Origin of the sequence: Vreelandella janggokensis, from assembly GCF_031451615.1 — a bacterium.
Lineage (GTDB): Bacteria > Pseudomonadota > Gammaproteobacteria > Pseudomonadales > Halomonadaceae > Vreelandella > Vreelandella janggokensis.
The window spans coordinates 779462-804261 of sequence record NZ_JARWAJ010000001.1 but is presented as its reverse complement, the minus strand read 5'-3'; the positions used below and the strand labels follow the sequence as shown (position 1 = coordinate 804261).

The 24800-nt window shown below is 60.7% G+C and carries 1 protein-coding gene (cut by a window edge); it reads right to left on the bottom strand.

Annotated features, from left to right (window positions below; genetic code table 11):
• Nucleotides 1–24800, bottom strand: the 5' portion of a protein-coding gene (locus QC816_RS03645; RefSeq protein WP_309781027.1) for a calcium-binding protein. 1621 nt of this gene lie to the left of the window's left edge; the window shows 24800 of its 26421 coding nt (coding positions 1–24800); it begins with the start codon at nucleotides 24798–24800; its stop codon lies off the left edge, out of view.

Genomic DNA, 24800 nt, shown 5'->3' with positions numbered 1-24800 from the left:
ATATCGCCGCCGGTGCCAGCGACAACGGCTGCCTCACCCGTACTGACAGTTATCCTGTCGTCGCCGCCAACCGTCGGTGCAATACTTCGCATGGAAATCAAGACACCATGAGCATTCCAGCGCAGTTCGCCGTGATCGCCCAATACGATGCTATCAATAGCCCCGGGGCCGGACGTCATTTGATCAGCGCCTTCACCGCCCACGATCACGTTGGCACCATCACCACCATGCAGCTCATCATCCCCGCCAGCCGTGGTTGGCAGTGACTCAAGCGTGTGAAGGCCGCCAGCGGTATAGCGCAACTCGGCGTAGTCACCGACCAGCGTATCGTTGCCGCTCTGCGCGATGGCAATCTGTGTTCCGCCGCGCAGCAGATCACTGCCGCCACCGCCCAGCAGCACGTCGTCACCCTGACCGCCAGCCAGCGTGTCCTCGCCATCGTGGCCTTCGTCACGAACGATAATGCGATCCAGGACATCAAAGGCGTTGGGGCTGGCGAACTGAACACCGCCCTGATCGCCGATCAGCACATCATTACCCAGGCCACCTTCAAGTGCATCCGAAGCCGAGCCGCCGATCAGGATGTTGCGACCCGCCATCACCGACAGGTGGTTCTCGCCGAGCGATTCGGGATCGGTGGAGTGCACGGCGATGACCCGCTGGGAATTCATCAGGCGCTGACCGTCGACGCCGTCGCGCGAAGCCAGCTCGATCACGCCGTGATCGCCGAGCAGGATATCGTTGCCGCTGCCACCGATCAGCCGGTCGTCGCCGGTTTCCAGCCGATCGCCGGTGGATTCGTCGGCATCGCCGGTGGCACCATAGACGGTAAGCAGGCTGACTGTTTCGTCGATGCGGACATCCATGGCGAGATCGAGGCTGCCGTCACCGTAGAGATGGTTGTTGCCACCGGCACTGGCATCCAGCCGGTCATCGCCACTGCCGCCGAACAACTGATCGTCGCCTGTACCGCCGATGAGTTCGTCGTCACCCTGACCGCCAACCAGCACCACACCGCCGATGGCATCACTGGCGTCCAGCAGGTTATCACCATGCTCGGTGAAACGTTGGGCATCGTCGGTCACACTGCCGCCATCGGCGAGGTAGGGGCCACCATTGCGGGCCGTATCACCGAAGATGACCAATGGCATCTGAGCCTCATAGCCGCCTTCAACGGTGATCGTGTCGCCACCACGCTCACCATCCTCGATGCGATTGCCGCCACCATGAATGGCGGTCAACGGTATCTCGCGGATGATGCCGACCTCACCGTCACTCAGCGAAAGCTCACCCAGCGTCATCGCCAGCAGCAGTCCCGTGCCTTCCTGGGTAAAGTCCTGGATGACATGACGCTCACCGTCGATGCGGATCGTATCGCCACTTCGGAAGCCGTCTTCATACCAGGTGCCGCCATCCTGACGTTCGAGAATACTGCTTTCGCCGTCTTCACTGGCTTGCAGCACGATCTCGCCGTTAAAGTCGATCGGATCGGCGTCAACGCTCATCTCGTCGTTGCCGCTGCCTAGCCGCACTTCGACCGTTTCGACACTGTGATACTCGACGCCGCGCGGTGTCTCGACCGTACCGCCTTTGCCATCGTCCTGCTCAAGGATGCCTTCGCCCATGCCCAGGCCGGTGATTCTTTCAGCGCTCATTTCGCCTTGCAGGTCTGCAACACTGGCATCGGCAGCGAGGATGACGTCGTCGGTATCGGTCATCTCGACATCGCCGGAGACCACGCCGACCCGGTCCTCGTCCGGCTCACCCGGCTCTTCGTAGGGCAGCATGATGGCATCTTCAAGCGAACGATCGGTATCGCTGGTGCCGCCTTCCAACATCAGTGGCCCCTGAATGCGGTCCAGCACATGGGGCTGTGGCGAGAAGACCTTGTCATTCTCGCTGCCTTCGGCGGCGACATAATCCGGATCGAAAGCCACCTTGACGTTGACTTGGTCGGCCCAGTTCTCGGCCGTGAAGGTGACCGACGGCACAGCGACCTCAGTCAGGGTCAGCGACTCGCCATCAAGGTTATCGTGGTCGGCCGTCAGATGGAGTTCGCTGCCTTCATCCGAGAGATGATTGACCTTGACCCGGCCATCGATACCATCCAATGACAGCTGCATGCCAACTCTCACGCCCAGGTCATTCCAATTCTCATCACCATCAAGAATCAGACGGGCGCCCGCTTCCTCGGGATCAAGCACGCTGACACCCCAGTTGCCGTCGGCCACGTTGCGCAAATCGATGCGATCGGCCTCCAGGTCAAAGTCGCTGAAGCCGTCGCTGTTGAGATCAATGGTGACGTCATCCTCCGGCGCCTGGGTCAAGCGCAAGGTGTATTCGTCAAAGCCCCCGTCGGCGCCAACCTGGGTGCGATCGCCGGTTTCCTGGACGACCACATCGGCACTGTCGTTGTCATAAGCGCTGACACGTACATTGCCTGGTTCGCTGTCGGTATAGACCGAACCGTCACGGTCCGAACTGATATCGAAGCCGATGCGATCATCCAGGCGGTTTTCCGGGTCATCGTCATTGACGGCGCTGACCTCGATAGTCTGCAGCTCGTCCCAGTTATCGGCATCGAAGTTCAGCGTCTCCTGGCTGACCTCGAACTGCTCGTCGTCGTAGTCGAGCATCACCGTCACCGTTTCATCGTCTTCCGGCGGCGTGGTGAGCGAGAGCTCGAAGCTGTCGGTCTGTCCGGTTTCGCTGTCGCCTTCGATGACGGTGAGATTATCGCCCTCATGATTGATGAAGAGGTCGCCCTGATCGCTGTCATAGACGGTGATCATGGCATTGGCGATGGGTTGCTCCTCGAGTTCCGCCAGTGGCTCTGGGATATTCTCGCCATCAGGCATGGTGACGTTGGTCATATGACTGATAGTCACGTCTCGGGTGCCTTCGACCACACCGTCCTCCGGGGCCTGAACGAAGATCTCCTGCTCACTGGTCCAGCCATTGACCTCGTCAAAGGTAAAATCGATCGTCTGGGCGCGGCGGTAGTCACCGTTCTCGCTGGTGGCGATATTGACCGTCTCAGGCTCGTTGCCATTCTTGGCCCGAGATCGATCCTGGCTCGACGACAGCGCCGCCGAGACGGTCAGGCTCACCATGGCGCCATCGGCGATATTCATATCGTCAGATAGCGCCAGATCGATCAGGTAGCTTCCCGGCCCATCGCCTTCGAGCAAACGTGTGCCGCCTTTCTGGTCGATCGATACAGAACCGCTCGATCCGTCGGCCACCGTGACCGGCGTGCCATCCGCCAACAGGTCGTCGTAGTCCTCATCGTCACTGTCGACACCGTGGGTAATCAAGCTGCTGCGCCCTTCGGCGTCGGCAGCGACCACGCGGCCTGTGACATCGCCACCGAGGCGGAAGCTGTCACTGCCCAGACCACCGACCAGTTCCGTGGTCACGTCGAAGGCCGTGGAGAGCACATAGAAGGTGTCGTCGCCTTCCAGGGCATCGACTTTGACTTCCTGGATACTTTCATAGCCAATATTGAGACCAGCGCCGAAGACACCGTCCTCGGTCACGACAAAATTGTCGTCTGCCTCGGTGCCCAATACGGTCAGGGTGTTGTAGCCGCTGCCGCCATCGATATCCACCGGGGCGTTGATGTTGTATTCGATGTGGTCGTCATCACCACCGCCACGGACTTCGATATCGTCCTCGATAAGGAAGGCGCGTACCACGAAGTCGTCATTGCCGGCCTCGCCCTCCATGCGCAACAGGCCCTTGTTGCTGTAGACCGTGAACTCGTCCTGGCCGTCGCCGCCATAGATGACCATCGACTCGCGGTTCCCCGGGCTGAGGAAGCCCTGGGTGGTTTCGGTGGTCACGATTTCGTCGCCTTCGCGAACGCCGGAGTTCTCGTACACGCCGTCGACGAGTTCATCCGGGTCGCTGGGATCCTCGGCGAAGACCTGACCGATCTGGAAGCGATCGTTGCCGGCGCCGCCGTCAAGCGTCATCAGCGTCGAGGTGTCATCGACGATGAAGGCATCGTCCCCGGCGTAGCCGTTGATGCGCACCCGGCCGTTGAGGCTGTCGTCGTAGTCGATACGCTCGACATTCTCCCCTTCGACACCGGCTTCGGCATTGCCGCCCATGCGCGCGATGAAGTTCTGGCGGATAAGGAACAGATCGGCCAGATCGCCGCCGTTATCGCCCTCATGGCCACGGCCTTCGATGATCAGCTCGTCGACGCCGTCGTTGACGGCACCACTGTCACTGACGGTGATGCGATAATCGCCGTTGTCGCCCTTGCCGTCCTGATCACGGGTCACGATGCGCACCCGATCCGTGTCGCTCCCGCCGTCGAGCATGAGTCGCTCGTCGCGGTCGTTGAGTTCGGCGACACCCAGACGGTCCTCGCCAGCATTGCCGTCGACGGTCATTTCGCCGAGCAGTCGATCATCGCCGGTGGGTTTGAAGACCAGCGTGTCGTCACCCGCGTTACCCGCGACCGCGATCATGTCGGCATCAAGGGTACCTGTCGCCAGAAGGACGTCATCGCCAGTACCCAGGCCGATATCGATGGTCGCCTCGGCATCAAAGCCGCCACTGATATCCAGCTCATCGGCACCGCGGCCCATCTGCCACGTGATATCGTCAGCGTCGAGCGAGCCGGAAATATCAACGTCATCGTCGCCATCGCCCAGTTCGCCGGTGATCGAGCGATTGGCGGACAACGTGCTCTGGACGGCCAGCGTATCCTCGCCCTGACCGGTCACCAGCTCGATGTCTCCTTCCTCGGCAACGTAGCTGCCATCCAACGTCAACTGATTGTCGCCATCGCCGGCATCGAGGAGGATATCGTCAGCGGTGATTTGCGTGCCGTCGCGCACCTCGAACTCATGGCGCTTGTCGCTCATCGCGATCATGACATTGTTACCCGCCATCAGCGTACCGCGCAGCGTGCTCTCGGCAATGGCATCATCCAGGTTCGACTCGTCGTCAACCGAGGAGGCGAGCTCGATTTCCATGAGGATGTCATGGTCGGCCTCGAGAGAAACGCCGTGGTCATCGACGATCACTCCGTCGGCCGCTTCGATGATCAAATCATCGGCGGCTGAGACGCTGACACCATCGGTGAAGGTGACCGTATCGCCGTTGTCACTACTGTCATCAGGATTTTCCATGGCTGTCAGTACGACGGTACCGTCGGCATTGATATCGCTGTCGACGACCAGCGGGCTGTTGGTCGTGAGCTCGATCTCACCTCCGGCGGTAAGACCGCTTTCGCTGACGTGCATCTCGCCAGTGTTGTCGAGGAACACACTACCCTCGGTCGATGCTCCTTCCAACTGGCCGATCCGCGAGGTGATGACGTTACCCCGCTCACCAATATTGTGCTGGGCGATCAGGTGAACATTGGCCGAAAGCAGATTGAACTCTTCGTCGGCATCCAGGGCATTTCGCATGGCCCCCAATGCCGTGATGAAGGCCAGGTTGTTGCCACTTGCGGTTCCACCGCCGGCCGATACGATGCCAAGCCCCAAGGAATCACTCTTGTCGGTCAGATAGAGCGAGTCGAAGCTCTCGATATCCACCCGACCGAGAGTGTCAGTAATCAGGTCTTGGTCGACACTGCCTACCCCGCCAGCAACGGTCGCCAATGTCAGGTCGTGTGCAGTGACATTGGTGTCGAGTGACCCCGACTCGGCATTGGTGCTGAGTATCGACAGCAGCGCCGACAGATGGACATCGTCATCGGTCTCAATGTGTCCCACCCGTAGATCGGCATCGGGTGATGCCAGAGCGATGTCACCACCAGCTGCCGCGCTGACCTGCTCTCTGGCTTCGACCTCCAGCGAATCTCCCGCTGATAGATCACCAACCTGTCCCTCTGCCGTCAGCGTGATGTTATCGGCGAGCACCTTGAGCAGATCGTGGTTCAGACCGTCCAGGATATCGCCATCGGCGTCCAGTACGACATCGCCACGCTCGGAATAGAGTGACGCAATGTTGATGTCGCGGCCCTGCGTGGTTTCCAGGAAGATATCCTCTTGCGCACGCGCCGTGATCAGGCCATTGGCGTCCAGACGCAACTCGAGCGGCGTGTCGGCGGAGCCGATGCGCCCCGTCGCGGCCTCAAGGATGGCATCCGACGCCTCGATGACGGCACCATCATTGATGAGACTGCCGCCGACCTTGATGCGCAGATCGTCCGCCGCCGAGATATGGCTCAGCGCCAGGTCATTTTCCGATCCCAGATAAAGCGCGCCGGCGCTATCGACGCTGATTCCGGCATTGATATCGCGCTGTTCGACGTTCACGTCCTCCCGCTGATCGATGACGATATGGCTGAGATTGACATCGTCACCGGCGGACAGCGGATCCAGCAGCACCTGACCAAGTTCGATGGTCTGCCCCGTCTCGGACTGGACATCAGCACGTGTGGACATGACCAGCTCTCCAGAGGAGAGGCTCTCGACGGTGAGGTATTGGCCGTTTTCAGTGTAGTTGACCGTTTCCTCGCCATTCAGATACAGCTCGTCGCCCACCGACAGATCATAATTCGTCCAGTTGCCGCCGTCGGTGAAGGTGGCTGTCAATTGATTTCGCTCGCCCGAGGTATCGACCGCGAAGTCGACTTCCAGCCCCGAAATGAGACCATCGCGAATGTAGGTGATGTCATTGCGTTCGGCGGCGGACAGCAGTACGCGTTCGTCATCGGTGAGCGAACTGAACGCATCGCCCTCCTCGCCGACCAGCGAGATCGTTTCGTAGTCATCCACGGAGCCGACACTGCCGGCGTTCGTGACGATAGAGATCGAGCCACCGGCATTGATATTCGGTTCCTCGATATCCACCTGGGTATCGGTGGTTTCCTTGAGCAGCCCTTCACTGACAAGGCTGAGGAGTTGCGTTTCGGTCCAGACCTTGATGTTGGAGCGCAGCTCTTCTTTCTCGGCTTCACTGACGTCAACGGTGTGGTCCAGACGGTAAACGTCGGTTTCCCCACTATAATTCTCATGGAGATCATGGAACCGTTCGGTACGCGTCGTCTCGATCGTTTCGATCTCTTCCTCGCTGGCGCCTTGATCGAGCATGCCTTGGCGCTTGTCCTCACTGAAGCGGATGTCGGCATCGGGATCGTAGGCAACCCAGCGACGGTAGGTGACATCGGTCGCTCCGGCCATTGCCAGTGCAGAGCCCTTGATGACATAACCTCCGTCCTCAGAGAGGCTGGACAGCACCTTGGCAAGTGTTTCATCGACGCCTTCGAGATCCAGCGAATCGACATTTTCGAGATCGTCGCGTGTGAGCGTCTCGTAATCAGTCTCGCTGGTATAGAGGCGATGTTCGGAGCCCTCGTCTCCCTCTGGCGTCAGATCGACGGCGCGAACCGGATCGTCGTCCTCATCCACCACGACGAGTACGGAATAGTCACCGACATTACGCAGTCGATAACTCTCACCATGGTCGAGCTCGCCCAACTGGTCGTCGGAGAGACCAAGCCGCTCCTGCCAGTAGTTCTGGTATTCCCCAGTGCGACGATTTTCCAGATTCTCAATGGCGTCGTCCTGACGGCTGTCGTCGGTCAGTGAAAGTGCCGCCCAGACACCGTTCTTGAGCTCTTCGTAAGTACGTTCATCGCGCTCGGCCTCGGCATTGACGTCCAGCAGATCGCCCTGGTTGACATGAACCGTGACATCGCCGGCGGTCTGGATCGAATCGACACGCAGGTCGCCGGATGTCTCTTCGATAAAGACATTGCCGCCGCCATCGCCGTTGTCGATGATCAGCACGTCATTGGCACGCTGGAGAGCCGTGGCGCTGTCGCTGCGGAAGCTGGTGTCGATGCGAACCTGGTTATCGCTACTGCCGATGTCGCCGCCAGCTTCCAGCGTAATCATCTGGCCCGCAATCAGAGACGCGTCGCCCGCGGCAATGAGTGACGTTCGGGTGGAGAGTTCCACATCACCGGACTCGGCAGTGATACGATCCATCCGCAGTGACTCATTGCTGTGCAACAGGATATCGCCATGGGCACTGGACGCATTCAGTGCGCCTGACGGTTGGCCGTCACCCCCGACGAGTTCGACCACAACGGGAGAAGCTTCGTCGGTCGGCACTTCGCCGATGCCTTCCGCCGCGTCGAGGTCGATATCGCCGCCGCTGACCGACGGTGTCTCGTCACTGCCATTGACGATGCGGCCCTCGCTGCTCTCCAGCGATACGCTGCCGTTCTCGCCGGCGGCAACATCACCGTCGAGCACGATATCGCCGACCGAGTCGACATTGATGCTGCCCTGCTCACGGCCGAAGAAATCGATCGCGACCTCCTTGTCGGCCGCGATGTCGTGCGTATGGCGGGTCGACTCGATGGTGCGATTGGTCAGTTCGAGCTCATACGTCTTCTTGCCGTACCAGGTCGAGTCGACCTCCTCCAGTCCGGCGGTGGAGTAGTAGCCCTCATCCACGTAAGTGTCGTCACTGAGCCTGATGGCATCGTCGCTGTCTTCGTCACCGACGTAGCGCACACCATCGCCCCCGGAACTGGGATAGTTGTCCTCGTTCGTGGTCTCGTTGCTGTATTGATAGTCGTTCTGGTCGCCATCGCCCTGATAGATGTAGCCCTTGTCGCCCTCGCCCTCGGGCAGCAACTGCTTGGACAGGGTCTCCACGCTCGAGTCGTAGTCGTCGGGTGGATCGGACGCCAGCGCATCGAGACCCGCCCACTCCGACGTGGTCAGGGTATAAGTCTTCTCGGTTTCTTCGGTCTGCAGCACCTCGAAGGCGTAACGGGTGTTGTCCTTGGGCGTGAAGGTCAGATCCTCTTCAGCGAGCAGTTCCTGCCGTGTGAGGGTCCGGTCATCCTCGCCGGTCTCCGTCACCAGGAAACGACCGTCGTCCTGCTGGGCAACGGTCAACTCGCTGATCACCTCCTCGGTTTCCCGGTTGCGGTCGATCATGGTCAGACTGCCGTCACCGGGATTCTCGACATTCAGGTCGGCCAGAGAAATCGCATAGCCGGTCTGGTTATCGACGTTGATGTCGCCATAGCCCGCCATGACGTCGATCTCACCGGTGCCGGTATTGATCAGACGGCCGTCGATCGTGACGTTGCCACCGCCGACCATGGCATCGGTCAATTCGATCTGCATGGTTTCGGGGTTGAAGCCGATGTCGATCGATTGCCCGCTGCGGCTGGAGGCCTCCGTCAGGCGGAAGGCACTGGTTTCTCCACGCGCCAGCTTGCGGCGAATGATATCGGCGTCCGATTCGTCGATCGTCACGTCGATCTCGTCGACACCACTCTCGATGCGGCCATTGAGATTGATCAGATCGGCTTCGATATTGACCGTACGCGCAATGGTCGGATCGCCGCGCGACATGTCGTTCAACGCCTCGATCATGTCATCGGTACGATCCTCGTCCTCACGCTGCTCGTTGAGATCCTCGAAGAAGTCGGCGAGCCAGTCCGGCATGCCGGAGGTATCGATCTGGCCCGGCGCGGCGCTAGCGGTCCAGCCTTCGGTGAAGGCCTTCATGGTCTTGTAGGGCAGCTCGCCCAGTGAGTACCGGCTGACCCCACCGATGTTGATGGTCTCCTCGGCCGTCAACGTCAAGCTGCCGACAACCAGCGAGGCACCGTCACCGTTGATCAAGTCCTCGGCATCGCTGCTGAGGTCGAAATCCTTCCCGGCCAGTATCGTGGCGTCGGCCAGCGGTGCATAGATATCGCCGCGCACCTTCACGCTGGGCATGACGGCATCGCGGTCGAACTCATCGATGACCAGCGAGAAGTCCTCGTCGACGTCCAGCGCCTCTCGGATCGACGCCATTTCATCGCCGGAGGGCACATTGGCATAAGTGTTGACGATCATCACCGTCGGTGTCGGATTGGCATCCGGATCGGCGGAATAGCCGAAATCAGCGGACTGCCCCGCCGGAGCATTCAGGTTGGTATCGGCGATATCGGCGTCATCCGCCATCTCCACGCCGTTGAAGTAGAGCCCCCCCAGGGTTTCGGGGATGGTGATGTCATTGGCCACGATCCAGGCCGGCGTCTTGTTGACCACGGTGACATTGGAGCCCTTGGGTGACACGAAATCACCGTCACCGACCAGATGATCGGCGCGCACGTCGATACGTCCCGCGGTGGCGTCGATATCGTCGAGCACGATTTCGACGATGTCCGGGTTGAGCAGTACGGTTTCCCCGTCGACCTCTTCGGCGAGCCCCTGATCGATCAGTTTCTGCTCCAGCCGTTCGACCTCGGCGCGGAACTCATCGATCACACGATCGGAGCCGACCGACCGGTAGTCATCGAGTCGTTGGCGCGCCTTCTGAAGTGATTCGAACAGCTCCGTTTCGACGCCCCCGATGCGCAGGCTATAACCGATGTCAGAAAAGCCGTCCAGGCTGGTGAACAACTCGTCGAGCGCCATCTCGCCCTCGTCGATGTCGCCGAGCGAAACACCCTCGGCCAGGTCGATCACCAGCCGCTGATTGCGGTCGATCCCGGTTTCCAGGCGGCCGTCGATCGTGACGCTACCGGTGGATTCGGCAATCGCGGTCCCGCCGGTGTTTTCGGTGCCGCCACCGCCCAGCGCCGCATCCAGTGCCCCGGCGGCGGCATTGATCCAGTTGACGGCCTTGGCACGCGCCAGCATCGCGGCGCCGTCGTAGTCCTCGGCCAGCAGGTTGATATCCCCACGGGTCAGGACTTGCGAATCGGCATCGACCGTCAGTTGGTTGTCACGCTGCAGTGTCGCGGTCGCTTCCACCACATCGATCGGCAAGGCACTCGCCGAGAAAGTATCCACCGACGACACGACACGGTATTCGTCGCTGACATACTCACTGTTACGCCCCGCCATCAGCCAGGCCGCGCCGAGTGCCGTGACATCGGCGCCATTCAGTGACACCTCGTTGACCGGCGTGAGCGTCACGTCGGCGATGCCGACGCTCACCGACACCCCGGCATAAGAATCGATGTAGATGACCGCGGCCAGATTGGCCTGCGTATTGGCAGCCAGGTATAGATCGTGCTGCGCCGTCACCTGACTGCCGTCTCCCAGCAGCACGCCGGTGGCGACATGATCGGCATCGATTTCGGTATTCATGCCGCCGCCACTGAGCAAACCGCCCGCAATCAGGCTGCCCTGGTCACGTACATCGATGTCGTTGAACGCGCGCAGGTTGATATCGCCGCTACCGGCTATGTCGTCACCGTTGCCGCGCGCTATCAAGCTGGCGTTGTCATCGACCTCGACGAAGGTGTCTATCTCCAGTGTCATGAGGACACCGGCACCGCCGCCTGCGGCCAGCCCGTACACTTCACCGTCGCTGTTGTAGTCACCGGCATCGGCCACGGCACGCTTGTAGACTTCGGAAGTGGCCTTGGCGCTGATGGCGCCGGCGTCCAATGAGGCCCCCTGACCGATCGTCACTCGTGTATCGGGTGACATCAGGTAATCGCCGTTGGCACCGGCACCCGAAATCACGCCGCCGGCGACCGCCCGCATGGTGCCGTCCACATCGAGCGTCTGCGTCGCGCTCAGGGTCAGGGTGGCGTCGCTATCGAACACCCCGATGTCGGCGTCGTCCCCCACCGCCGTGAGTACCGTGGAATCGGCCGTGAGGTCCACTTCGACCCCGGCACCGGCCCCGAGTCCGCCGGCGATGGCCTGGGTATCCAGGCGTGTGACCTGTTCGGTCAACGAGACGATGGCAACCGGGTTGGTATCATCGTCGGGGGCGGCGGCGCCGAAGATTTCCAGGTCGGCCTGTTGATCGAGCCGAGCTTCGGTGGTCGTCCGCTGGTCGAGGCTGGCCAGCGACATGCCGACCGCAACGCCGCCACCGGCATAACTTTCCATATTGCCGATCAGACGGCTTTCCTGGCGTGCCTCGACATCCAGGTGGATGCTTTGTGGTGGCAGGTCATCGAGCGTGAGTGAATCGGCCGGATCGTCGGGGACGTCCCAGCCATCCCACAGGTCGCCGTCGAAGGTGTCGTCGCTCGCCTGCTCGCGCATCGTCTGCAGGCGCTGCTGCTGATAGGCGGGAAGCGCCATCAGGGTGACCGACGCCGATCCGCCGATGCCCGCAATGGCCTCGGTCGTATCCGAGAATTCGAGTACCGAGGCATCCACGCCGACCGCCGCACCACTGACCCCCGTCGCCGTGGCGTTGACGGTATCCCCGTCACCATCGTCCGGGGTCTCTGGGCGCAACAAAGCCGCCTGAACATCCAGCGATTCAGCAGTCAGATCAAGACCATTGGCATTCTCTTTGTAGGTACCCAGCCACGCCTGAATATTGCCGCCGAGCGTGACATAGGAGGTGGAGGCACCGACTGCGGCTCCTCCGGCGCTGACGCCGAGGACGTCGGACGTGATTGCCGGTGTCTGCTCCGCGGTGATACTGACCGAGCCGGCCAGCACATCGGAGCCGGCTCCCAGATACGCGATGACATCGTTGGTCAACGAGACCTCCATATCGACGCCGGCACCAGCGGCCACGCCGGCACCCACGGCAACCGCATTGACATCAATCGTGTCATTGGACGTCGACGAGACGGTCACCTCCTCTATGATGGAGGTAAGCTCACCAGGCGTACCGATCTCTCCCTCATCCTCAATATCGCCGATGGTCGCGCCTTCGCCAATATAGGCCTCGGTGCCACCCGTTACCTCGGCGATGGCGACCGACACCCCGGCGGCGATGGAGCCGATGGCCCCGCCAGCCACCTCGAGGTTGTAATGGCGGCCGGCATGGGCTTCGACAGACAGACTGTCCGCTTCGGAGACGATAACACCGCTCTCCAGATAGGCGAGCTGGCGGGTATCGTCGAATAGCGTCGCGTTCTGTCCGGCGGCACTGATGCCGGCACTGGCAGTACCGCCGTAGGCGCCCTGGTCGACACTACCAGTGAAGTCACTGGCGACCGAAACGGCATCACCGTCAAGATCGGAACCACTACCCACCGTTGCAGAGACGGCCGTGGTATTGTCGAGCACGGAAACCGACAGCCCCACGGCTGCCACGCCATATCCGCCTGCACCGGCACCGGTGATAATGCCGGTCTCGAGAGTATCGTCGGCATCAATGTCGATATCACCCTCAGCCTCAAGCGTGACATCGCGTCCGACGGTCGCGGCGACATCACCGATCGCCTGGCCGTCCTCGCCATCACCGGCACCCGGTACGGAGGGTGCCACTTCCATGTCACTCAAGGCAGCATTGGAACCGTCACGGGATTCCTGAGTGCCGGCATTCGGATGGTCGATCTCTTCCTCACCTTCTTCCGCCTGGTCGGGGTCTACGTCGTTGGACGACTCATAATCACTGGCATTACCAAAGGTGCCGCCCATAAGCTCACCGACGTCCTGGAACTCTTCCTTGCTGCTGTCCCTGAGCCCCTGACCAAGACTGACCACTGAGACCGAACCACTGAAAGCCATTCCCGCCGCAAGCGCAAAAGTCATGACATGGGACGTGATATCGCGCTCGAGATCCGCTTCCACGGTGATATCGTCGTCTGCCTCCACCGTGGTGTTGTCGCCGACGGTGGCGTGAGACGTTTCACGCAGCACCATGACATCCACCGACGCCCCGGCACCGGCCACTCCAACCGCCACGGAGCCGATGAAGTTCTCGGCTGGATTATCCCAGGGATTCATCTCGGTCCGCGTAATAGCCGTCACACTGACATCGCCCCCCGCATCGAGGTGGCTATTCCCGAGTACATTCTCGTTGTCATCCACCAGATCGCCCACATAGGTGGTTGCCTCGGCACTGGAGGTCATGACGGACACGGTACCGGCCAGCGCACTTCCCCCCACAGATCCGGTCGCCGCCGTGATTCGGGTGATCGTATGCTGATCGGCATCGATGGCGATGTCACCGGCGGCCACCAGGTCGCTGCCCAGCACATCCGTGGTTGTTACCGGATTGAGCAACCCGACCGCCAAGGACGCCCCGGCGGCAATGCCACCGGCGGTACCCGTGCCGATGATGAAGCGCAGATCCGTCGTATTGGCTGCTTGAATATCAATATCATTCGCTTCGATATACGCCGATTCGATAAGGGTCTGTGTCGTCAGGCCCACATCGACAGCACTGGCCGAGCCCGCCAGAGCGGCCTGACCGACACTGACACCGACGACGGTCGTCTGCATGGTCACATGGCTTTCGGCCTCGACATGCAGATCTCTCTCGGCATCGATATCCGGGTCGTCCTCATCACCACTACCCAGCACAGTTGCCGCCGTGGTATGAGACAAGAGCGACGTATCGACCGATGCAACAGCCGCCAGTGCACCGACTGCAGCCGATCCGCCACCGCTGTTCCCCTCGCCCACGTGCAATGCCCGCAGGATGACATCTTGATCGCTACTGATACGGGCATCCCCGATGGTCGCACGGGTGCTGCCACTGACCCCGTCCGTTGTGAGGTTGGCAGCCAGGCCGACACCGCCACCGCCGACGGCCGCGGTGTAACTGGTGAAACGTGCCCGACTGGTAGCCAGCACAGCAACACCGGCGCCAGCTGTCGTCGTGAACTCGTCACCATCCCAACCCTCGATGATGTCACGGGAACCATTGCCGACGGCATGGATGCGGATATCGCCACCTCTGCCATCACCATCGTGATCGCCGACCCAGGCGCTGGTTTCGGTTGCCATCAGGTCAACCCCGACGGCAGCACCGGCAGACACAAGCCCGGCCGACACCGTGCCGGTCACGACGATATTGCGGTCACTGCTGTCGGCATGAATGATGACATGGCCATCAGCCTGAATATCTCCGGCATTTTCTTCCTGGGACGCTGCCGCACTTGAGCCGTCGGCGAAGTCGTGTCGTCCCTCGGCGAACGCCTTGACGTCATTCTTGATCAGTGCCGTACCGGAATTGCCAGCGCCACTGAAGAAGGTGCCATAGCTGGCACCGGCGACAACGTTCAGGTTGATCGACGATGAGTCGGCATCAATGATGACACTGCCGTTTTCCGCGATCAGTTGGGAGCCGGTCGAGCTTGCCTCGATGGAATTGGCAATATCGTTCAGCGCCACCGTCACACCCACGCTGCCGCCCTTGACGGCAATCGACAGTTGCGCGGAGGCGGAAATGATCGAACTGGTATCCTCGGCATGAATGTCGATATCGCCGTTGGTGGCCTTGAGGAAGGAATCGCTGACCTTCGCATCCACATCCTTGCGGGTGAAGTTGAGCGATGTCGAACCGACGACGCTAGCAAAGGTGGACACTGACGCCCCGACCGTATAGGCACTGATCGCCGAATCGGAATCGGCATTCACGCCGATGGTCTCGGCAATGATGCTGGCGTTGTCCTCGACACGGGCACTGACCCGGTTGGAGGCATCCGGGCCACTGCTGCCGGGGTTGCCGCCAATGTAGTTGTAGGACATGTAACCGGCGGCCGACACTGCACCCGAGGCACCGGCCGCCACGGTGAAGGCATTCATGCCCAGATTGTCCTCGGCGCCTATCTGCACATCGCCCTTCCTGGCTTCGAGTTCGGCCCCCTTGACCACGGCTTCGGCCGTGCTGCGCATCCAGTTCAATGACAGGGCACCAGCCACCGAGACAGTGCCCGAGCCGGCACCGCTGATAGCCGCCGTGAAGATCTGGTCACCCGCCTCGGTGGGTGAGGGCAAGTCCGGTGCATCGCTTGTATCGATATCGTCGTTGTCGAGCGCATCCCCCGGCGTCTTGTCGGCGCCCTCATCGTCCTCGGGGACGTCCGCGTCTTCGTCGGTTTCGTCGACATCGGCTTGAGATGTATTGTCCGGGTCGAGCCCTTCATACGTGCCCTCGGTCACGCGTCGCAGCAGGGCATCAACGATAATGTCGCCATCCAGAGCGGTCAGCGTGGTGTCACCGCCCAGAATCTGCGCTTGGACCGTCGAATTGTAATCCGTGGTCGCCGACGCACCAGCCAGACCGACGGTACCGGCCCCACTGGCCGCACCGGCCACATTGACGGAGATGGGCGCCAGGCCGGCTGTCACGATAATGCTGTCACCTTCGACATCGGCGCCGTTGCTGAGCTCGGCATTGACCTGATGCTTGATGAAATTGATCCCGATCGAGCCGGACATCGCCACGGTGCCGGCACCGGCACCGCCGGCCGTGAAATTCATCAGCATGCTCTCGGCCTGGGCATCGACGTATACGTCATTACCGGCATCAAGCGTTGATCCATCGACCACCGCGGCGACTTCCCCGATGGTGAAATCGACCTGGTCCTCCTCCTCGGTGTCGACCATGAACAGGTCTTGAGAGGAGTCTGCCCCCTCCTCCTCGGACTGCAGGCTGCGTGAAGGATTACTGGGATCGCCGCCGATGTAGTTGAAGGAGATAGCGGCACCACCGGCGACCGTGCCCGCTCCGGCGATGCCAAATGCAAAGTTGAGCAGTGTCGACTTGTCGTTGGCCACCACGCCGATATCATTTCCGGCGTCGAGCAGGCTGCCCCCGGAGACCTCGGCACGGACCGAGTTGCGCAACCAGTTGAGCCCCACGGCTCCCGCACCGGCCGCGGTGCCACCACCGGCACCGGCGAAACTGATGTTGATGACGCCCGCCGACATGTCGATATCATCGGTATCCCGCTTGGCCAGTCCTGCCTCGCCCTCATCAGGATCTTCGTCATCGCTACCGTCACTGGTGCCGTATGTGCCCAGATCAACATCGATACCCACGCTGGCCAAGTCGAACTCACCACGTTCATCCTCATCGGCCAGGCCGGCCAGGACGCTGATGTCGTTGTCGGCATTCAGCTCGGCGTCGTTGACGTGTGACAGAATGGCATTGTCCAGTTGGGTGGTACTGGCCGAGACACCACCGGCGACGGTGCCACCACCGGCAGCGCCCAGTGCCACCACGACCACCCGGTTGTTGTCCATGGCCTGGACGGTAATATCGTCGCCATAAATGTCGGCACCACCTTTGACGTCCGCCAGGGTCTGGCCGGCGATGGTGTTGACCGTGATCGCCCCGGCAAAACCGGCCGTCCCGGCGCCGGCACCACCGAAGGCGACGGAGACCAGCAGGGTATCGGCGGCGGCGTCGACCAGGACATCGCCCTCGGCATCAATGGTGCCTCCATCGATACGCGCCACCTGATTGTTGGTGACAAAATTGACGCCCACACTACCGGCGACAGCCACCTTGCCCGAGCCGGACACTGCACCGGCGATAGAAATCAGTTGGGTATTGTCATTGGCAATGACGCCGACGTTTCCGGAAATAGCCTCCAGGTCAGTGTCAATGCTATGGGCTTTCAGTTCCTTGTCGATCATGTTCGCCGCTACACTGCCCGCACCGGCGACTTTCTGACTGGCGCCAATGCCAATGGCCAGCGTCCGGATCAGGCCGGTACTGGTCGCGGACACCGTGACATCACTAGCCTCAGCCAGGCGACTGTCCTGCAGCAAGGCTTCCGTGCGATGATCCCTGTCCGAGACACCGGGCAGGCCGATGGCGTTGACCGCAATACCGGCACCAAAACCCGCCGTACCGCCGACACCGACGGCACCGGACAGTGCCCAGATGCTGGCCCGATCGTTTGCCGCCACCGAGACATCCCCGTCGTTCAATGCCAGATAGGTATCTTCGACCCGCGCTTCGGTCACGTTGGCGACGATATTGACGCCAATGGTGCCGGCCAGCCCGGCTCCCTTGCCGCCATAGGCCACACCAACGGAACCCGCCAGCGAGACCACCAGCGAATCACTGTCGGCAACAACCTGCAGTGAATCGGCGGTCAGGTCGGCACTGGCGTTATCATCCCAATCGCTACCGAGCGACTCGGCACTGGCTTTAACATCATGGGCGATGTAGGAAACCGTCGCCGAGCCGCCGACACCTCCTTGACCGGCGACGGAAACCGCGCCGGCCACCAGAATGCTATTGGCGGCATCGCGCGCATTGATACTGACATCGCCCAGGTCGCCTTCATCGATGGTCAGCAGGCGCGCATTGACACTGCGCATCGACACCAGCGCGCTGGCCGAGCCGGAAACACCGAAACCCTTCTGGCTGGTGGAGACCGCCACGGCCGCGGCTGAGACCACGCTCCAGCCGGCCCGCTCGGCATCAATGGCAAGAGCGTGGCTGTCCAGAGTCGCTACATTATCGACGATGGCCTCGGTACTGCCCTGCTGCACAGCAATGGTGGCTGCCCCGGCTACGGCGACACTTGAACTGCCGCTTCCCATCGAGAGCGCACCACCTCCCGCGAGCAGGCCGAGGTGGGTATCGTCGTTGGCCGCGACCGACACATCGCCGTCAACATCGAGTGTTTCGAGGCTGCGTATGGTGGCCGACGTATTGTCGTCACCAACGTGAACTATGGCCGAGCCGGCCAGGCCGACACCGCTGTTGCTCTGACCGCCCGAGCCGCCGCCACTGCTCTGACCCAGCTTGCCCTGGAGCTCGGCGATGACATTATCGTAATTGGCCTGGTTGTTGGGCCATTTGCCGGGGTTGTCCCCGCTACCGCCACCGGAGCCACCGGAAGACGATTGGGTCGACTTGCCACCGGCACCTGCCCCGGCGATAGCCAGATCGATGACCACGCCACTGTTGTCGGCACCGACCTCGACATCACCACCGACCAGAATGGAACCCAGTGGGAAATCACTATCTTCGGGATCGCCAATTAATGCATGCGTGTCACGCTCCAGGACCGTCACCCCCACCGAGGCACCGATGCCGACCGAATCGCCCTTGGCGATCCCACCGACCAGGTTGATCAGATAACTGTCGTCATTGGCGCTGACGCGCAAGGCAGGATTGTCACCGTCATCGCCGACGCTGCCATCGCCGATGTTCATGGAGACATTGTCACCAATAGTGGCCTGCGTCTCGTTCTGGACGACGTTGGCCACCGCCGAGGCATTGAAGCCGACTTTCCCGGCTTGACCACCGGACGCCCCGACACCGAGCAACAAGCTGGCGTTATCGGCAGTGACATCGAGACTATCGGCGACCAGTTCGACCCCTGATTCGATTGCCGCCGTCGCCTCACTGCCCAGGACATTGGCGGTCAGAGCGGCGCCGATGGCGCTGCCCGCAGACTCGCTTCCCAGCCCCGGTTCCTGAGCGATCGCGTCCAGCCACTTGGCGCTGAACTCGCCGGCACCGCCGAGTCCCGGCACCTGCAGATTACCGACGAGCGTAAAGATGTCGTTGGCGTTATTCGCCGTCACGGAGACATCCTGGCCATCCTGTGGTGTGACATCATCCACCGAGCTCTGCCCATCGAGATTGAGGGTGGCGCCCTCGTGAATGCGGGCATCGCTGTCCTGATTGAGTACGAAGACGTTGGCCGCACCGGCGATCGCCAGTTTCTCACCCGAGGCCGTGGCCTGCGTCCAGCTATCGAAGCTCCCGGTCAGCCCCAGATTGGCGCTGAAATAGCCTGAGATGGTCGAGATCAGATCGGGAATCCTCTGTTCCAGCGGGGTGCCCAGCTTGCTCCAGTCGCCGGAACTGTAGTCCACCTCACTCAGGGCGATTTCGGTCGCCTCATCACCGGTATATTCGTAGACATTGCCAGCTTCGCCACCGGCGGCATGATCCTTGTCGACCAGAACGGTGTCACCGTTTTCGAGCATGGTGAAACCATCATCGCCACCATCGGTGCTGACGTGATCGACGTTGTCTTCGGGGTCGTCGAAGAAACCCCGAATCTCGTTATAGAGGTTGGCACCGAAGACACTGTCGAGGTCGACTTCGTTGAGACTCTGGGCATCCACCGCAATGGCGCCATCGGCATCGAGGTCGACATTGCCCATGACATCGGCATTGGCGCTGTTATCGAGATAGCCGACGCTGACCGCCCCGGATACCGCCACCTTCGCCTGCTCGTCACCCTCGCTCTGGCTGTCGTTCGCCGACTGCTGATTGGAACGCGTATCTCCGCTGGCCGATGCCTTGGAGTTCTTGCCCTCGAGCAACTCGGATTTGAGCTTGTTCTTAAGCGGATTACCTTCGGTACGTTTACCGGCAGACGAGTCCTCGGCGGCCGACCCCGAGGCGCTGACACTGGGGCGGTGATGACTCAACGCATTGACGGTAACATCGCCACCCACCGACATATCGTGGCGAACGCTATCGTCGAGCGTATTACCGTCACGGTCCACGGTCGCACCCAAGCGTGCGTCGGCGTCGTTGATATCGACTGATACGGCCACCGCAGCAGCGATATCGAATGCCTCCCCATCGCCGCTGGAAAACTTCTCCTTGAGTTGATCGACCTTTAGCTTGTCGCCAAGGCTACTGGCCCAGGTACTGAGCTTATCCTTGAGCGGGTCCATTACCAGCACCATGGGCGATTTAGCCAGGTCTTTACTGCTCTTGGACAGCCCGCCGACCACGCTGGTGGGATTGCTTGGGGCCGTGCCAGCCACTGCCGAAACGCCATTGGATGAGGAGGGGATATAGGAGAAATACGCCCCGGAAATCGCCTGCTTTTTCGTCTCGGCTTCGACGGTGATATCGCCCCCTGCGTCGACCTGACCGGCCAGTTGCGCTTCCGTAGTGCCGGTTTCGACATTGAGGGCAACGGCAATGCCGACTTTACCCTTGCTGGCACCGGACGTAGCCGAGGTGCTGTTGCGATCGACCGTCGTGGCATCGACAACGACATCGCCCGCCGCCTCAATGACTGCATCATCCCAGACCATGGCCCGCGATTCGGTCACCAGCACACTGACCGCGGCTGAGCCGGCAAAACCTTTCACACCCTCAGGTACCGCCGTCACGGATTGAGTCGTATCGACACGGGAGTGAATGGTGACATTGCCGCCGTCAGGGTCGTCGCCTTGTGCCTCGCCATCGGCAATCAACTCACCGCTGACATCGATATTGGAGCGAGCGACAAGGGTACTGACCGAGACACCGACACCCCATGCCTGGGTCGGGCGTACACTCGACGCCAGTTCGATTTCCCCATCGATATCGATGTTGTGCTGGGCATGCAGGCTCGCGTCACTACCGATATCGATGGTGGTATCGGCAATCAATGTGGAGATACTGCCGAACAGGGAGAGTCCCTCGACAAAGGCGAGTGATTTGTTAGCGGCTCCATCGATGATGGCATTACCGGTATCGACGTTGTAGAGCGAGCGATCCGGGTCGACGACCCGTGCATCGATGGTGATGTCGTAGCCCGAAAGTTCGGCATCGCCGATAGTGACCGACAGGTCGAATACACCGACATCGACGAAGCCGTTCGACGGCGTACCATTGAGGAAGCCCGTCGGTTGGGCGTGAATGGCGAGATCGCCGTCACCGGCATCGATAACGGCCCCTTCATCGATGTTGATCCAGCTTGCCTTGGCGACGAAATCGCCACCGCCGGTATCGATCACGGTATCCATCACATCGATGCGATAGGCATCAAGCGTGATGGCGATCTCACTGCCATCACCTCTCAGCTCGGCACCTTCCAGAGTCAGCGTCCCGGCGGCCTGTAACGTGACGTCTTCATCAAGATCGGTATCCGTGATTTCCAGTGTCACATCGTCCGACCAGGCATAGATGAGTTCGGCATCCTGGCCGGATAGCGAGACGGCATCGAACGCCGAGAGGTCCGTGACCGCTGTATTACCACTTGCCGGCGTCGTCATCGCCGTCACCCGGCTCTGGTCATTGTTGACCGTGACGTCGATAGCGTTAGCAGACAGACCCTGGACGTCGATATCAAAATCCGTCACGGCCACACTGGAACCAATCAACTCGCCTTGTGACGACGTTGTCAGGCGCAACGAGTCGCCATCGAAATCGCCGGCGTCCAATGTGGCCTCACCGGCACCGTCACTGACCGTCAATTCCGCGATCTCGATACCGCTATAGCTGGCGATCTGATTGCCGCCATCAGGATCGAATGCCAGCTCGCCATTGCCCAGCGTCATATCACCGGCGTGGGTCACGACCAGAGTGTCGTTGCCGTCTCCTGCGCTGATATCGTGCTCGGCGGCTGTACCAAGCTCGAAGCGGTCGTGGCCATCGCTGCCGGTCAGGGTGTAAGTACCACTGCCCAGCATCTGCATATCGACGCCGCCGGCCTGAAAGGTCTCGCTCTGCCATGTCGAGCCACTCAGCGACATGCCAAGCGCCTCGGTGAGTGTCTCCATTGCCGAGCCAGAGGGGACATGGACACTCAGGGCACCAGCACCGCCGGACATATCCTCGACGACCCAGCGGCCGTCGGCGCGATCGACGCGTGATTCGATGTCCTCGATGGCATCGAAGATGTCGACCAGGCCACCCAATGTCCTTGCGCTGTCCAATGCGACCGTCTTGGTGTCTCCAGTGGCGAGGGTGATATCCAGTGACAGCGCCCCCTGAATCTCACCGCTATCCTCGTCGATCGTCTGGCCATCGTCTTCGGCCGAGAACACCGTCTCGAAGTCTTCCGTCGACATCAGGTCAGCCAGCGCCGTGGTGGCATCCACACCGTTATAGCCGCCTGCATCGACCTCGACATCTCCACCATGGCTCTCATCCACCATGACGGCAAGGCTATCGATGGCTTTGTAGGTCGAATCGGTATCGCCATCCGCATCGGTCAGCGTGAACGACTCGCCATCCAGAGTGACGCCGGTGATCTCATCCGCCAGGTCAAGGCGCAGATGGTCTTCCCCGGCGCCGCCTGTGATCGTATTCTCGCCAGCGCCGGCGATCAGGGTATTGTCTCCGGCTACGGCATTGAATTCGGTCTCGCCCTGGCCGCCGATCAGAGTATCATTGCCGCTGCTGCCTTCGAGATAAACACTGCCCTGGTAATCGCTGGCATCGAGCGTGGTGTCGCCGCCATCGGCCTGCAGAACGGCATCGCTGAAGGTGTCGTTGAGAGTATCCGTACCGATGCGACGCTTCTGGTCCCGGTTCGCTTTCACGACCGAGTCGCTTCCGACTGACGTGCCGGCGGCCGCGACGCCCAACAAGGCGATATCCGGAACGGTGTCCGCGTCTTCTTCAGCGAACTTGCCGACGAACCGTACCGTCCAACTCACTTCCTCGACATCACCGCTGTCGTCTTTCGCAAACTCACGGGCGACCTGGACGTTACCGCCACCGATGCCGTCGATGCTTTCGATGGCACGTTGGATCTCCAATGCCTCAGCATTGGCCACCAGGGTGATCTCACTGACACCGCCATCGAAATGGAACGCGACGGTCTCGCCACTCTCACCATCCCAGCTCAGGGTCTGCTCTTCGAGCTGATCGGTGTGGATGAGTGCGCCGTCGTTGAGGTCCATCCAGCCATCGGTGATGCCCATAACGGTATCATCACCGCCGCCACCGGTGAGTGTATTATCGCCACCATTGCCGAACAGCACGTCATCACCGCCATTGCTTTCCAGCGTGTCGTTGCCAGCACCGCCATCAAGCAGGTCGTTGCCACTGCCGCCGAACAACGTATCGTCACCGCCACGGCCTTCAAGACGCACGTCGCCGGAGAAACCGCTGGCATCAAGGGTGTTGGCGCTATCGCCGCCGTTCAGGGCGGCCATTTCGATGTCATCACTGAACGTATAGGCAGACGTTCCCGCCGCTCCGAAGGTCAGTCCATCATCGTCAAGAGTCATATCGACATCGGCTTGAACCTCGAGCTTGTCGCCTTCATCGCTATTGCCATTGCCCTGAATATCCCCACTTCCACCGGATGACAGGACGAAAAGATCATCCTGGTCCGAACCGATCGCAGTGACATCGTCACCGCGTAGCTGGAAGGTGACCCCGCCCAGCCCATAGCCGGACGCATCGAGCGTCTGCCCCGACCCCGAAGCTCCCAGGATAATTTCGGTCGGATGACCGCTGAACGACATGCTGTCGTTGTTACCGATATCAAGCGTGGCGTCGTCGCCACTACTGCTCAGGATGAGATCGCTATTCGATCGATCAATCAGGTAAGTATCGTCGGCATCTTCCCGGGTTTCGAAGGTATCCTCGCCGCCAACGGAAATCAGCAGATTGTAACCCTGGCCACCGTCTATTGAGTTATCAAGATCATTGCCTGCCAGAATATCGTCACCGTCGGAACCGATAAGATCGCGAAATCCAGTGATTTCCTCGAATCCGCTCGCTTCGTTTTTACCGAGATCAACCGTTACGCCTTCGTTGTACTCTTCATAACTCAGGGTTGCTGTATCTGAACCATAGAGCTTATCGATGCCTTCTAGCGTTACATTTTTGATGGTGACGTTGCGCTCATCGTTGGCCTGCCAAGTCGTCTCCAAGCTGCTGTGCAGTTCCTGCGCCTCGCCGGCCGACGCATTGATGTAAGAGATCCCCGAGAACGTGATATCACCGTCTTGGCTTTCTCCTTCACCGTCACCATCGATCGTCCACGACATGCCCGTGGCATCGTCGCCGACAACACGGTCGCTTCCTTCACCACCCTCGAAATCAACGAGCAGCCCCTCACTGTTCGCCGTATTCAGGGTGTCGTTGCCGTCACCGGCATCAAAAGTAATTAGCAGATCGTTCGCTTCCTCCAATACCGATTCGTCGAATGACAGACTGTCATCGTCATCACTCCCGGTGATCTGGATATCACCCTCGTCGTCACTAGCGCGACTTTTCAGGTCATCGAGCTTTGCTTCGCCCATGACCTGATCGCCACCCTCTTCGTCCTCGCCATTGCGATCAACGACCTGCACCATTTTCTCGTTGTCTTCCTCGACGACCCGGACCTCCATATCGGCACTGGCATCCGCTGTCACTGAGATAGGATCGGCGGAAAGCAGCATGCGCGGTTCCAGACCTTCGAAGCGGAAAGCTGAACGCTCCGCCAT